Here is a 14,176-nt window from a genome sequence, read left to right as displayed (position 1 = left end):
GCATGCTGCATAATTCCGCGCCATCGCGCCGTGCGGTTCCTGCGCCACCAGCCTAACTCATTGTATTGACGGGGATTTAAAGCCAACCGCCAGCGTCGCCGCTTGGCACATCCATTGCTTTTGATTGCACCAGTCAATGACGACTGCCGTCCTCCGGATTGCCGAGGCCAATGCTGGCCGAGGCGAGGGGATCAAGGTGCCCGGCCCGGGCGTCTCGAGCAATCGTCGCAGCCCCATCTCCCCGGACGGACGAGCATTTCAACCAACCCGCGTCGCTTCCGGCAGGCAACCGGCGCGGCCGAATTGCGCAAGGGGATTTTACGAATGGCCTATCTCGCTCCGTCCGAATTCGTCACCAAGATGGTGGATGCCGGCGAATCCAAGATCTTCATGTCGACCCGCGACACCGTGATCCGCGCCTATATGGCCGGCGCGATCCTCGCGCTGGCAGCCTGGTTCGCCGTGACGATCAACGTCAATACGGGTCAGCCGCTTGTCGGAGCATTGCTGTTTCCGGTCGGCTTCGTCATGCTCTATCTGCTGGGCTTCGATCTGTTGACCGGCGTGTTCGTGCTCTCGCCGCTGGCGCTGCTCGACAAGCGCCCCGGCGTTACGCTCGGCGGCGTGCTGCGCAACTGGGCTCTCGTGTTCATCGGCAATTTCGGAGGCGCGCTCACGGTGGCGTTCATGATGGCGTTCGTGACGACCTTCGGCTTCACGCAGGAGCCGGACAAGGTCGGCATGACCATCGGCAACGTCGGCGAGGCGCGAACGCTGGGCTACGCGGCGCATGGTGCGGCCGGCATGGCCACGCTGTTCATCCGCGGCATGCTCTGCAACTGGATGGTCTCGACCGGCGTGGTCGGCGCCATGATCTCGACCACCGTGCCCGGCAAGGTGATCGCGATGTGGATGCCGATCCTGGTGTTCTTCTACATGGTGTTCGAGCATTCGGTGGTGAACATGTTCCTGTTCCCGTCGGGACTGATGCTGCATGCGAAGTTCTCGATCATGGACTACCTGATCTGGAACGAGATTCCGACCGTGCTCGGCAATCTCGCCGGCGGCCTCGCCTTCACCGGGCTCACGCTCTACACCACGCATGTGAAGACGGCGCCGAAGCGCCAGCGCCTCGCGGCTTGATCCTCGACGACTTATGGGGCTCTCCTGTCACGGAGGGCCCCATTGGCTTTGGGACGGTCGATGCCGCGCGCGCTGACAATATCGGTCGGGCAATTCTCTGATCAGGGCCGCAAGGACGCCAATCAGGACTTCCACGGCGCCTTGATCCCCGGCGAGCCGCTGCTCGGCCTGAAGGGCATCGCGGTGGTGCTCGCCGACGGCATCTCCTCGAGCAGCGTCGGCCGCATCGCCGCCGAATCCGCGGTCAAGAGCTTCCTGACCGACTACTACTGCACCTCGGAATCCTGGTCGGTAAAGTCTTCGGCGCAGCGCGTGCTGGAGGCGACCAATTCCTGGCTGCACGCGCAGACAAGGCGCAGCCAGAATCCCTACGACAAGGACAAGGGTTACGTCTGCACGCTGAGCGCCCTGGTCATCCGGTCGACCACGGCGCACCTGTTCCATGTCGGCGACTCCAGGATCTACCGCGTCGCCGGCAACAGCCTCGAACAACTGACCATCGACCACCGCGTCGTGATCTCCTCGCAGCAGAGCTATCTTGGCCGCGCGCTCGGCGTGAACCCGCAGCTCGAGATCGACTACCAGGCGCTCCCGCTGGAGCGCGGCGACATCTTCCTGCTGGTAACCGACGGGATCTACGAGCATGTCCCGGCGCGGCAGCTCGCGAAGACGATCAAGGACTGTGCCGCCGATCTCGATGTCACGGCGAAATCGATCGTCGAGCAGGCCTATGAGAACGGCAGCCCGGACAATCTCACCGTGCAGATCGTCCGAATCGACGAATTGCCCGACGGCGATGCCGGCGAGGTGTTCGGCCAGCCGACCGAACTGCCGCTGCCGCCGCTGCTCGACGCACGGATGCTGTTCGACGGCTATCGCATCGTGCGCGAGCTCCACGCATCGCACCGCAGCCACATCTATCTCGCGGTCGATGAGGACAGCGCCACCACGGTCTCGATCAAGATCCCCTCGATCGACCTGCGCGACGATCCGGCCTATCTGAAGCGTTTCATGATGGAAGAATGGGTCGCCCGGCGGATCGACAGCCCGCATGTGCTGAAGCCGTTTTTGCCGCAGCGCAAGCGCAATTTCCTTTACGTCACGATGGAATATATCGACGGTCAGACCCTGACGCAGTGGATCACGGACAATCCAGCGCCGTCGCTGGAGACGGTACGCGGCATCACCGAGCAAATTGCAAAAGGGCTGCGCGCCTTCCACCGCAAGGAGATGCTGCACCAGGACGTCAGGCCCGACAACATCATGATCGACAGGACTGGCACGGTGAAGATCATCGATTTCGGCTCGACGCGGATCGCTGGTGTCGCCGAGGCAGTGCCGGCGGGCGTCGAGGACATCCTGGGCACCCAGCAATACACCGCGCCGGAATATTTCCTCGGTGAGGGCGGCACCGCGCGCTCCGACCTGTTCTCGCTCGGCGTCGTCACTTACCAGATGCTGACGGGACGCTTGCCCTATGGCGCGCAGATCGCGCGGGCCCGGACACGATCCGACTTCAACCGGCTGGTCTACCGACCGGCCGCGCATCGCGGGCGCGAGATCCCGGGCTGGGTCGACGGCGCGCTGGAGCGCGCGGTGCATGCCAACCCGCTCAAGCGCTACGAGAGCTTTTCGGAGTTCCTGTTCGACCTGCGCAATCCCAACGCAAAATATCTGACGACGTCATCGACCCCGCTGATCGAGCGCAACCCGGTGCTGTTCTGGAAGTCGACCACGCTGCTGCTGGCGCTGGTCGTGGTGCTGCTGCTCGCCTACGGCGCGCATCATTGGCGGTAGTGTATCTAGTCGCCATCTAGTCCCGTCACCCTGAGGAGCGCGCACTTGCGCGCGTCTCGAAGGGTCGACGGCCACCAGCCGGGCCGTGCATCCTTCGAGACGCCCGCAAGTGCGGGCTCCTCAGGATGACGGGGAGGGAGTAGAACGGGGAGAGAGTCGGACGCCGCTAATGCGTCCCACCCGCCGTAATCGGATCGAGGCCGCTCTTCACCAGCGCGTCGCGCGCGTCCGGCGAGGCGAGGAAGCTGATCAGCGCCTTGCCGGCCTCACGCTCCTTTGCAGCCGTCGCGATCCCGGCGGAAAATACCGTGATCTTCTGCAACGGCTCCGGCAATGGGCCGACGATGTCGATGCCGGCGACCGGCTTCAGCTCGGAGATCTGCTGCAGGCCGATCTCGGCCTCGCCTTTGGCCACGATCTCGCCGACCGGCGTCGCCGGGATCATCCGCGCCTTGTCCTTCATCTGATCGGCGATGCCGAGCTTTGCGAACATCTCGGTCGAGACATAGACGCCGCTGGCGCTGTCGGAATAGGCGACAGACTTCGCCGCCAGCAGCGCCTGCTTGACGGTGTCGGCCGAGCCGATGTCCGGTTTTGGCGCGCCGGCCTTCACCGCGATGCCGATCGGCGACTTCACGAGATCGACGCGGCTGTCGGCCAGCACTTTGCCCTGCTTGATGAGATCGCCGAGCGCATAGCCGACCATGATCAGCACGTCGGCCGGCTCGCCGCGCTCCAGCCGCACCGGGATGGCGTTCGTGGTGGTGCCCATCGACGGCCCGAAGGCGGTCACCACCTTGTGCCCGGTCTTGCGCTCGAACTCCGGCACCAGCGCCTTGTAGGCCGCCGTCAGTCCGCCCGAGATCATGACATGGACTTCGGCGGCGGATACGGCTGAGGTGAAGGCGAGGGCGCCGATCACGGCAAGCGTGAGGGCACGGAAGGCGGTGGCCGATCGCATGGAGTTTCTCCCTGGACGATTCTTGGGAAGCGGGTCGTCGTGGCCGGGAGACTATAGCGCGAGTCGATGCGTGGCTAGCCGCCACCCGTCATTGCGAGGAGCGTAGCGACGAAGCAATCCACTTTTCCGCCCATGTGGAACGATGGATTGCTTCGCTTCGCTCGCAATGACGGGGAAAGATCGTTGCCGATCCGTCACGAATTCACGTGCACGAAATCGCGCAGCAGCGGGTAGATCTCGTTGTTCCAGCGCTTGCCGGAAAACACGCCATAATGGCCGACGCCGGCCTGCATGTGATGCACCTTGCGATAGGTGCGGACTCCGGTGCAGAGGTCCTGCGCGGCGAGCGTCTGGCCGATCGAGCAGATGTCGTCCTTCTCGCCTTCCACCGTCATCAACCCCATGCGCCGGATCGCCGCCGGATTCACCGGGCGGCCGCGATGCATCAGCATGCCCTGCGGCAACAGATGCTCCTGAAACACATCGCGCACCGTCTCGATGTAGAACTCCGCCGGGAGGTCCATGACCGCGAAATATTCGTCGTAGAAGGTCTTGATCACCTCGGCCTTGGCGGTCTCGCCCTTGGCGAGATGGTGGGCCAGATCGATATGCTGCTTGATGTGCCGTTCCAGGTTCATCGACACGAACGCAGTGAGCTGCACGAAGCCGGGATAGACCTGGCGCAACGCGCCCTTGCACTGCATCGGCACGTAGTTGATCAGATTGTCCTCGAACCATTTGATCGGCTTGCTCTTGGCGAATTCGTTCACCTTGGTCGGCTGGATCCTTGTGTCGATCGGCCCGGCCATCAGGGTCAGCGAGGCCGGCCGCGACGGATGATTGTCTTCCGACATGATCGCGGCGGCGGCGAGCGCCGACACCGAGGGCTGGCAGATCGCCACCATATGCGCGCGCGGGCCGAGCTGGCCGAGGAAGTCGATCAGATGGTCGGTGTAGTCCTCGAGGCCGAAGCGGCCCTCGTTGCGCGGGATGTCGCGCGGATTGTGCCAGTCGGTGATGTAGACGTCGTGGTCCTGCAGCAGCGTCTTCACGGTGCCGCGCAGCAGCGTGGCGAAATGCCCGGACATCGGCGCCACCAAGAGCAGCCGCGGCTGCTCCGGGCCGTCCACCTTCCTGAAATGCAGCAGCGAGCCGAACGGCGTCGCATAGGCAACCTCCTCGGTCACCTGCAATTCCCTGTTGCCGACGGTCACGCTGCCGATGCCATAAGGGGGCCGCGCGTAGGTCAGGCTGGAGCGCGAGATCAGCTCGAGCGCGGCGGCGAGCCGGCCATACATCCGGTCAGCGGCGCCCTGCGGCACCAGATTGAGGTATTTCAGCGCCGCTGCAGCCCCGGTCCGCCATGGCGCCGTGAGGTCCATGTGGTTCTGATAGGCCTGGTACATCATTGACATCATACGCATCCACCCGTGGCCTGGCTTGCCATGCAATATCGACGCCAGAGGCGGGCCGACCGCCCGGCAAATTGGCACGTGGCTTGCTGCAAAAGCTGATGGCTCCGGGTGCGCGGCGGCTGAACCGGCGCGATATCCGGGAGCTGAGGACGCGTTCAGGCGTGAGGGACCGATATGGCGAAAGCGACACTGACCATCAGCAGCAAGAATTACTCCTCCTGGTCGCTGCGCGGCTGGCTGCTGGCGAAATTCGCCGGGCTCGACTTCGAGGAGGTGGTCACCGCGCCCGACGACCCGTCGGCCCGCGCCGAGCTGCTGCTGCTGTCGTCCTCGATCCTGGTGCCCTGCCTGCGCCACGACGGTGCGACGGTCTGGGATACGCTCGCGATCGGCGAGTATCTCAACGAGATCATGCCGCATGCCGGGCTGTTGCCGGAAGATCGGATTCAGCGCGCGCATTGCCGCTCGATCTCGGGCGAAATCCATTCCGGCTTCACCACGCTGCGCTCGTCGCTGCCGGTCAATCTCAAGGGCCATTTCCCCGGCTTCAAGATCTGGTCGCGGGCGCAGGCCGACATCGATCGCGTCTGCACCATCTGGCGCGACTGCCTCGGCGCATCGGGCGGGCCGTTCCTGTTCGGCGAACGCCGCACCATGGCGGACGCGATGTATGCGCCGGTCGTGACCCGCTTCATGACCTATGACGTCAAGCTCGAGCCTGCGCTTGCGGTGTATGCCAGCACCATCATGACGATGCCCGAGATGCAGGAATGGATCGAGGCCGCGAAGGCGGAGCCGGCCGACGTCGAGGAGCTCGAGGTCGAATATTAGGCAGCGCCCGGCCCGGCCTGCCTGCATCGGCGGCTCAAGCACGAGGCAAGCCTTGCTCAATGGACGTGCCGCCGGCGTCGGGCACCGGCATGCGCGCCGGACCCGCGCGACAGCCACTGAGGCGCAAATTCGTGCCTCGCTCCAAATGCTTCTGCGGCGATATCAGCGCATGGCGAGACGGTTCGCCGCAGCCTAACCCGGCTGGCAAGGATTTCGCATGGCAATGACCGAGCTGTGACCGCGACGATGCGACGCTGCCGAAAATTTGGACGCCGAGCCGCGCCGCGATCTCGCGAACACGAGAACCGTGGAGGCTTGAAATGAACCAGCACGCCGTCGTCAGCAAATTCTCCCACGTCAAACCCGGTGACACCGAGTTCAAGGGCGGAGGTCTGCGCGACTTCTTCCTGTATCGCGATCTCGGCATCGCCGATGCCACCAGCGGGCAGGTGATCTGCCACCTGGTCAAGGCCAATCCCGACATGCCGCCGGAGCAGGGCACCGGCTGGCACAAGCATCTGTGCGATTTTCAGATCGTCATCATGACCAAGGGCTGGGCGCGCTTCATGTACGAGGACAAGGAGACGCTGGTCGAGGCCGGCGACGTCATCCATCAGCGTCCCGGCATCACCCACTATTTGTTCGATTACTCGAAGGACATGGAATACCTCGAGATCGTCAGCCCCGCCGATTTCAAGACCGTGGATGTGCCGCCGGCGACCGAAGCGGTGCCGCCGATCACGCCGTGGAAATGATCACCAGGGAGCACAGAGAGGAGGGATCGCAATGTCGTCTGCGGAGGAGTTAACCTTTGTTATCGGCCGCTGGCTGCGGCCGATCGTCATGCTTCTGTATGTGGTGCGCAGCCTCGGGCTGATGGCCACATCTAGCCGTGAACAACGCAGTACGTTGCTCGATCAGTGATTCGGACGCGGTTCGTTCCACCCGCGTTCCAAAATCTTAAGACACGGTGCGCGCGCGTCGCGTTTTGAAACAGCGCGCACCGATGCCGGCCTCAGGCCACGCCTGCCTGCTTCTCGCGCGGCATCCGCCATGCGATGACGTTGGCTTCCAGCGCGCCGCCGGTGTTGTCATTGCGCCACTGGCCGTTGACGAAGCGGCAGGCGAACGGCAGCTGATACGTTCCGCTATGATCCTCACAAAGTACTTCCACGCGCTGTTCCGGCGCCGGTTCGCCATTGCCATCGAATTGCGCCATCCGTTTTTCGCGCGTTGCCATGCGATCTGTCTCCACTGCCCAAGGTCGAGCCAAAAGGGATCGAACCAAACAAGTTCCGAAGGCCCCCGTCCCCACGAGTAGTCCCGTAATGGGTGAAGCACACCGCTTGAATGCGGTTTCAGTGTGGTATGTCTGCCTCGCTTTCAGCGTCGCGAGCACAAAACTGTGAATGACGCATTTGCCTGGAGACGCCGATGACCGCTCGTTTTGTTCTCGCCTTGCTGGCGCCGCTCGCACTCGGCGTCGCCGGAACCGCGCATGCGCAGGACGTTCCCGGCATCGAGATCTGCACCGTCGAGAAAACCATGGAGCGGCGCACGAGCTGTTTGCAGAGCAATGTCGATTTCCTGCAGAAGACGATCAACAAGCTCACATCGGATCATCAACAGAAGCTCGATGCCGCCAACCGGCAGATCGTGAGCTTGCAGAGTTCGGTCGCGAACCTGCAGAAGCTCGTCACCGATCTGCAAACAGCGCAGGTCAAGCTGACCGAGGACCTGAAGAAGAAGGCCGACGCGCCGCCGGCGAAGGACGCCGCGCCCGCCGCGAAGGATGGGACGAAGTAGGAAATCGTCATTGCGCGCCACCCGGTCGGCGCGAAGCGCCGCCGGATGACAGGCTGCGCGAAGCAATCCATCCCACCGCGCGTGCGGAACGATGGATTGATTCGTCGCTTCAGCGCAAAATTGCTTTGCAATTTTGTCGCGAGCTCCTCGCAATGACGATGGAACGAGCCGGGCTCCTCACGCCACCCGATACTGCTCCATCACGTCGCGATCCGGCTCGTAGCCGAGGCCGGGGCCCTGCGGCACGGCGACATGGCCGTTGGCGTCGACGTCGATGCGATCGCCCCACAGGCAGGCCGGACGCTTCATGAAGAACACCTCGATCAGCCCCGCGTCGCGGATCGCCATCAGATGCAGCGTGGCGAGGAAGCCCGGCCCGAAATAGGGCGAGTGCGGAATCACCTGGACGCCGAACTCGTCGGCGAGGACGGCCACCCTCAGAAATTCGGTGATGCCGCCGACCTTGATCACGGAGGGCTGCGCGTGACTGACCGCGCCCGCGGTCATCATCTGGCGGAATTGATGCACGGTGCAGGCGTTCTCGCCGGCCGCGATATCGAGCCGGCCTTCTCTGCGCACCTCGGCGAGCGTCGCAAAATCCTCCGGCGGCCAGACCGGCTCCTCCAGGAACAGCGGCGCGGCCTGCTTGCAGTCGCGCGCGAACTGGATCGCCGCGGGTCCGTCCAGCGGGCAGTTCATGTCGACCATCAGCGGCACGTCAGGGCCGATCGCCTCGCGCGCGGCGGCGACCGCGGGCACGGTGGTCTCGTGCAGCTTGATCGCGGAATAGCCCAGCTTGATCGCCTTCTTGCATTCGGCGGCGATGTGCGCCGGATTGCCGATTCGCATCAGGCTCGCATAGGCCGGGATCGTGCTCCGCTTCGCGCCGCCGATCAGTTGATACAGCGGCACCCCCTTCACCTTGCCGGCGAGATCCCACAGCGCGATGTCGAGCGCCGAGATCGCAAACATCGTGATGCCGTAGCGGCCGAACAGATGGAGGTTGCGCTGGATCTGCTCCATCGCGGCGGGGATGCTGGCGGCGTCGGGCACCTCGAGGCCGCGGGCCTGCGGCGCGATCATCTCGGCCACCGCCGTGCAGCTCGTCTTCGGGCAGACATAGGCGAAGGCATCGCCCCAGCCGGTGAGGCCGGCATCGGTCGAAACCTCGACCAGCACCATGTCGAGCGCCGAGATCGCGGAAGCTCCCTGGCGGAAGCTCGCGGGCCCGGCGTCGTAGGGAATGCGGATATGGTGGGCGCGGACGTCGGTGATTTTCATTGTTGTTGTCCTTCCGATCGCAGGATGTGCCTGGAATTCGTGGTGGCCGGACACTTGAGCCTGAAGAACGGCGTCGCTTCGGCTGGTCTGGGTTCCGGCCATCGCAAATCTTGCTCGTAACGAGTCTTGCTTGCGACAAGTCTTGCTCGTGAATCATGTCGAAGACGTGGATGCCCGGCGCACGGCCGGGCATCACGAACCGCAAAGTTGTGGAGGAAAGCCCTCAACTGCTCTTCTCGCCGCTCATGATGGGGCCGAACCGCTCCCAGCTCTCGCCCTTGAAGCGCATCATCTGCAGCTGCTCGATCGGCGCATAGTCGTCCGGCCCGGTCTTGATCTTGGTGCCGGGCAGATAGATGCCGATCTCGAAGTTGAGGCTGGCCGCCTGCTTCATCAGGTTCTCGCGGGTGAGATTGTCGCCGCATTGCCGCAGCACCTGCTCGAGCCCCTTGGCGACACCATAGCCGAATACGGTGGCGGCGTCGTCGAGGTCGCCTTCGGGATACCACTTGGTCATGAAGGCGCGCCACTCGGTCATCGCCGGATCGTTCTTCCACTCGGTATCCTTGGGGTCCTTGAGATACGCCGTGGACAGCACGCCCTGGCTCGCTTCATAGCCGGCCGGCTTCATCACGCCGCCGATCGAGCCGGAGACGTTGGTCAGGAACTGCACCGGATGCCAGTCGAGCTCGGCGGCTTTCTTGATCGCCTGCGCCGCGAATTTCGGCGTTGCAATGTTGACGAAGATGTCAGGGTTGGCGCCCTTGATCTGCACGATCTGCGAATCCACCGTCGGTGACGAAGTCTCGTAGGAGGATTCGACGACGATCAGCTTCTTGGCCTGGTCGCCGAGCCCGTCGTGCAGGCCGATCAGATAGTCCTTGCCGAAATCGTCGTTCTGATAGAGCACGCCGATGGTCTTGCCCGGATAGTTCTGCAGAATGTACTTGGCATAGATGCGCGCTTCGACCTGGTAGCTCGGCTGCCAGCCCATGGTCCACGGGAAGTTCTTCGGATCATTCCACTTGGCCGCGCCGGTGGACACGAACAACTGCGGCACCTTCTTGGCGTTCATGTATTTCTGGATCGCGGTATTGCCCGGCGTGCCCAGCGGATTGAAGATCAGGAGCACCTCGTCGCTCTCGACCAGCTTGCGGGCCTGCTCGACCATCTTCGGCGGCGAGTAGGCGTCATCGTAGGAGATGAAGTTGACCTTGCGGCCGTTGATGCCGCCTTCGCTGTTGAGCTTGTTGAAATAGGCGGCTTCGGTCTTTCCGATCGTGGCGTAGGCGGACGCCGGACCGGAATAGGGCATGATGTTGCCGACCTTGATCTCGGTGTCGGTCGCGCCCGGATCGTATTTCTTCTGCGCGTTGGCGGCGCTGGCGACGGCGATCGTCAAAAGCCCCGCAAGCGCCGCTGATTTGACGCAGTTGGCATAGCTCAAGCGTTGGTGGTGCATCATTGTCCTCCCTGACATGCTGGCCGCGGCTCTTGCAGTCTTGATTATCGGGCAGCTTGATGAGCCGTCGGATCGGTGCGTCGGCGAGTATGCACGATTGCAACATTGTTGCCAGCGACGGCTTTGCGGGTAAATTTCCGTGGAGCGGAACCGCGGTTTCGCCGCCCGGGCAGCAAGGACTGTCAAATGCCGCGCGCGGCAGCCGTGCATGATGCCCGAGCTTTGCAGGAAAGCCGTCATCCATGAATCCAGCCCAGAAGGCGCTCTGGTACATCGAAAGCCATCTCGGCGCGCCGCTGACGCTCGACGAGATTGCCGCCGTGGCGGGGGTCTCGCGCTTCCATCTGGTGCGGGCGTTCGCGGAAGCAACCGGGTTCTCGGTGATGCGTTATGTGCGGGCCCGGCGGCTCAGCGAAGCCGCGCGCGAGCTCGCGGCCGGTGCGCCCGATATTCTCAGCCTCGCGCTGGATGCGGATTACGGCTCCCACGAAGCATTCACCCGCGCGTTTCGCGACCATTTCGGCGTCACGCCCGAGACGGTGCGCGCGACAACGTGTCTGACGACACTCAATCTCCAGGAGCCGATCACCATGATCTCGACAGCTCTCGACCACATCGATCCGCCGCGCATCGCCACCGGGAAGGCGTTCCTCGTCGCCGGCATCGGCGAGCGTTACAACCACGGCAATGGCAGCGATGCCGGCATTCCGAACCAGTGGCAGGGCTTCCACCAGCAATGCGCGCATATCCCCCGCCAGGTCGGCAACGTCGCCTATGGCGTCTGCTGCAACGGCGACGATGCCGGCAATTTCGATTACATCGCCGGCGTCGAGGTCGCCGATTTCTCCGACCTGCCGCGCGAGTTCGCGCGCGTCCGCATTCCCGAGCAGAAATACGTCGTGTTCACCCACGCCGACCACATCTCGACCATCCGCCGCACCGTCAACACGATCTGGAATCGCTGGCTGCCGCAATCCGGCATGAAGGTCGCGGACGCGCCGAACTTCGAGCGCTACGACGAGAAGTTCGATGCGAGTACCGGCAATGGCGGGCTGGAGATCTGGGTGCCGGTGAAGGAGTAGCGGGCGCCGGTGCAGCAAACCCTGGTGTCGCCCCCGCGAAAGCTGGGACCCATGACCACCGATGCTTGTTATTTGCGTGACGCTGGAATGACGAGTCCCGCCTACAACTCTCGCCGCAGAGTATGGATCCCTGCTTTCGCAGGGACGACACCGCCTCTGTTGTTCGCGAGCGCCTAGATCAATGAGAGCGCGCCAGGCAGAACGCGACGACCTCTTCCAGCGCGGTCTTCATCGGCGAGGGCGGGAACAGCGCCAGCGCGTCGACCGCCATCGCGCCGTAGTGCTGGGCGCGGCTGATGGTGTCTTCGAGGGCGCGGTGCTTGGTCATCAGTCCGATCGCGTGATCGAGGTCGGCCGATCCGATCTCGCCGCGCTCCAGCGCGCGGATCCAGAACTTGCGTTCGGTATCATTGCCGCGGCGGAAGGCGAGCACCACCGGGAGCGTGATCTTGCCCTCGCGGAAATCGTCGCCGACATTCTTGCCGAGTTTTGCGGATTTGCCGCCATAGTCGAGCACGTCGTCGACGAGCTGGAAGGCGATGCCGAGATTCATGCCGACCGAACGGCAGGCGGTCTGCTCGGCCTTCGGACGGTTGGCGATCACGGGGCCGACCTCGCAGGCGGCGGCGAACAGCTCCGCGGTCTTGCCGCGGATCACGGCGAGATATTCGTCCTCGGTGGTCGCGGTGTTCTTGGCGGCCGCAAGCTGCATCACCTCGCCCTCGGCGATGGTGGCGGCGGCGGCGGAGAGGATGTCGAGCGCGCGGAGCGAGCCGACCTCGACCATCATCCGGAACGCCTGGCCGAGCAGGAAGTCGCCGACCAGCACGCTGGCCTCGTTGCCCCACAGCATCCGCGCGGACAATTTGCCGCGGCGCAGCTCGCTCTCGTCGACCACGTCGTCATGCAGCAGGGTCGCGGTGTGCATGAACTCGACCGCGGCGGCGAGCTTGATATGGCCGTCGCCGGAATAGTCCGCGAGCTGGGCCATCGCCAGCGTCAGCATCGGGCGCAACCGCTTGCCCCCGGAGGAGATCAGGTGATTGGCGACCTCGGGGATCATGGTGACCTCGGAGCCGGTCCGCGAAAGGATCGTCGCGTTGACGCGCTCCATGTCGGCGGCGAGAAGTCCCACCAGCCCGTCGATCGAAGCATTGGACGGGCTTTCGAAGGGTACAATAACCGCCACGCTGGTCTCCAATTTTGCCGAATACGCACTATGCTCAGCTATAACAATAGAAACTGCGCGGTGCAGCGGCAAGGCCATCAAGTTATTGACATGTGGCGCAAGTGCCGCACTGCCGGGGCGACAGGAGAGCGTATTTTGCGGGAATTGGTACGGACCAATGACATGGTGCTGGTCTCCGCCATCGGCGCGCTGCTCGACAGCGCTAACATCCATCATCTGGTGCTGGACCAGAACATGAGCATCATCGAGGGCTCGCTCGGCGTCTTGCCGCGCCGGATCCTGGTGCATGAGGACGACAACCACGAGGCCCGCCAGCTCCTGACCGATGCCGGCCTCGGCCACGAATTGCGGGCCGATGACTAGAGCGTTTTCGAGCGAAATGGGCCCCGGTTCGCGTGAAGAAAACGCGTCAAAAAGCGAGTCTGCGGCCGCCGGGATCACCGAAGACGGATTTCTCGGTGGCCAATTGCGCCTGCGGCAACCCCGCAGCGGCCACCGCGCCGGCCATGACGCGATCCTGCTCGCCGCAGCGACGCCGGCTCGATCAGGCGACCGCGTCGTCGATCTCGGCTCCGGCGTCGGCGCGGCCGGACTGGCGGTGGCGCGGCGGGTGAGGGGGATCAATCTCGTCCTGGTCGAAATCGACCCGGCCCTGGCCGAGCTTGCGCGGAATAATGCCGCCACCAACGCGATCATGGCGGAGGTGATCGTGCTTGATGTCGAAGCCGGCGCCGCAGCCTTCGATGATGCCGGCCTCGGGCCGGATAGCGCCGACGTCGTGCTGATGAACCCGCCGTTCAACGATCCGTCGCGGCACCGCGCCTCGCCGGACGGTGTGCGCGAGCGCGCCCATGTCGCGAGCGCGACCACGCTGGCCGGTTGGGTTCACGCGGCGCGGCGGATTCTCAAGTCGAACGGGCAGCTTGCGCTGATCTGGCGGGCCGACGGCATTGCCGAGGTGCTGGCTGCGCTGGACCGTGGTTTTGGCAGCCTCGAGATCCTGCCCGTTCACGGCGACGGGACGTCGCCGGCGATCCGAATCCTGGTGCGGGCGACCAAGGGCGGCCGGGCGCCGACGCGGCTCCATGCCGCACTGCTGCTCAATGAAGAGTCAGGCGTGCCCAATAAATGGGTGCAGGAGGTGTTGGCTGGGAAGGGGGAATTGCCGCTGGCGCGGCGCTAAAACGATCATGCTCGAACAAGAAGCCA

The 14,176-nt window shown here is 64.0% G+C and carries 15 protein-coding genes; 9 read left to right on the top strand and 6 right to left on the bottom strand.

What is annotated here, in order from left to right; all coding sequences use genetic code 11:
* Positions 1-324 precede the first annotated feature (324 nt).
* Entirely contained in the window at positions 325-1,143 is an 819-nt protein-coding gene (locus ACVI1L_RS01885) for a formate/nitrite transporter family protein (RefSeq protein ID WP_057014910.1), read from the top strand.
* A 60-nt stretch (positions 1,144-1,203) separates the two neighbouring features.
* The gene (locus tag ACVI1L_RS01880) at positions 1,204-2,940 is read left to right on the top strand and encodes a protein kinase domain-containing protein (protein WP_456785499.1); all 1,737 of its coding nucleotides are present in this window, start codon (positions 1,204-1,206) and stop codon (positions 2,938-2,940) included.
* A gap of 166 nt (positions 2,941-3,106) precedes the next feature.
* On the opposite strand, the gene ACVI1L_RS01875 is transcribed toward ACVI1L_RS01880, so the two are convergent.
* Together ACVI1L_RS01875 and ACVI1L_RS01870 are read right to left on the bottom strand one after the other, a co-directional pair.
* Positions 3,107-3,901 (bottom strand): substrate-binding domain-containing protein, encoded by a 795-nt coding sequence (locus ACVI1L_RS01875; RefSeq protein WP_456782125.1) that lies wholly within the window; start codon positions 3,899-3,901, stop codon positions 3,107-3,109.
* Between the two features lie 194 nt (positions 3,902-4,095).
* The gene (locus ACVI1L_RS01870; protein ID WP_210262822.1) at positions 4,096-5,319 is read right to left on the bottom strand and encodes a polyhydroxyalkanoate depolymerase; all 1,224 of its coding nucleotides are present in this window, start codon (positions 5,317-5,319) and stop codon (positions 4,096-4,098) included.
* 171 nt (positions 5,320-5,490) lie between these two features.
* Between ACVI1L_RS01870 and ACVI1L_RS01865 the strand changes: the two genes are divergently transcribed.
* The 3 genes from ACVI1L_RS01865 (at position 5,491) to ACVI1L_RS01855 (ending at position 7,071) form a co-directional block, all read left to right on the top strand.
* Positions 5,491-6,147, top strand: a complete 657-nt coding sequence (locus tag ACVI1L_RS01865; protein ID WP_168857485.1) for a glutathione S-transferase family protein — start codon at positions 5,491-5,493, stop codon at positions 6,145-6,147.
* Positions 6,148-6,467: 320 nt separating this feature from the next.
* A complete protein-coding gene (locus ACVI1L_RS01860) occupies positions 6,468-6,902 on the top strand; it encodes a cupin domain-containing protein (protein WP_057014914.1) in 435 nt (144 codons plus the stop codon).
* A gap of 31 nt (positions 6,903-6,933) precedes the next feature.
* Positions 6,934-7,071 (top strand): hypothetical protein, encoded by a 138-nt coding sequence (locus ACVI1L_RS01855; RefSeq protein WP_168857487.1) that lies wholly within the window; start codon positions 6,934-6,936, stop codon positions 7,069-7,071.
* Between the two features lie 91 nt (positions 7,072-7,162).
* Here the strand turns inward: ACVI1L_RS01855 and ACVI1L_RS01850 are convergent, their stop codons facing one another.
* Positions 7,163-7,387: a hypothetical protein gene (locus ACVI1L_RS01850; RefSeq protein ID WP_057014915.1), complete on the bottom strand. Its 225-nt coding sequence runs from the start codon at positions 7,385-7,387 to the stop codon at positions 7,163-7,165.
* Positions 7,388-7,581: 194 nt separating this feature from the next.
* Between ACVI1L_RS01850 and ACVI1L_RS01845 the strand changes: the two genes are divergently transcribed.
* Positions 7,582-7,953, top strand: coding sequence for a hypothetical protein (locus ACVI1L_RS01845; protein WP_057014916.1), 372 nt, complete (start codon positions 7,582-7,584; stop codon positions 7,951-7,953).
* 177 nt (positions 7,954-8,130) lie between these two features.
* Here ACVI1L_RS01845 and ACVI1L_RS01840 read toward each other — a convergent pair whose 3' ends face one another.
* Positions 8,131-9,234: a mandelate racemase/muconate lactonizing enzyme family protein gene (locus ACVI1L_RS01840; RefSeq protein ID WP_456782124.1), complete on the bottom strand. Its 1,104-nt coding sequence runs from the start codon at positions 9,232-9,234 to the stop codon at positions 8,131-8,133.
* A 223-nt stretch (positions 9,235-9,457) separates the two neighbouring features.
* A complete protein-coding gene (locus ACVI1L_RS01835) occupies positions 9,458-10,699 on the bottom strand; it encodes an ABC transporter substrate-binding protein (RefSeq protein ID WP_229193007.1) in 1,242 nt (413 codons plus the stop codon).
* Positions 10,700-10,938: 239 nt separating this feature from the next.
* Here ACVI1L_RS01835 and ACVI1L_RS01830 point away from each other — a divergent pair, with 239 nt between their 5' ends.
* A complete protein-coding gene (locus ACVI1L_RS01830; RefSeq protein WP_229193006.1) occupies positions 10,939-11,778 on the top strand; it encodes an AraC family transcriptional regulator in 840 nt (279 codons plus the stop codon).
* 178 nt (positions 11,779-11,956) lie between these two features.
* On the opposite strand, the gene ACVI1L_RS01825 is transcribed toward ACVI1L_RS01830, so the two are convergent.
* Positions 11,957-12,967, bottom strand: a complete 1,011-nt coding sequence (locus ACVI1L_RS01825; RefSeq protein WP_057015096.1) for a polyprenyl synthetase family protein — start codon at positions 12,965-12,967, stop codon at positions 11,957-11,959.
* A gap of 135 nt (positions 12,968-13,102) precedes the next feature.
* On the opposite strand from ACVI1L_RS01825, the gene ACVI1L_RS01820 reads away from it, so the two are divergent.
* Positions 13,103-13,330 carry a putative signal transducing protein gene (locus ACVI1L_RS01820; protein ID WP_026193157.1) on the top strand — a complete coding sequence of 76 codons (228 nt, stop codon included), beginning with the start codon at positions 13,103-13,105 and terminating at the stop codon, positions 13,328-13,330.
* Between the two features lie 16 nt (positions 13,331-13,346).
* A complete protein-coding gene (locus tag ACVI1L_RS01815; RefSeq protein ID WP_456785498.1) occupies positions 13,347-14,150 on the top strand; it encodes a tRNA1(Val) (adenine(37)-N6)-methyltransferase in 804 nt (267 codons plus the stop codon).
* The last annotated feature ends 26 nt before the right edge of the window (positions 14,151-14,176 follow it).

Source organism: Bradyrhizobium sp. USDA 4516, from assembly GCF_054055915.1.
The sequence above is the reverse complement of the archived record's forward strand: the minus strand, read 5'-3'. Positions and strand labels throughout refer to the sequence as shown.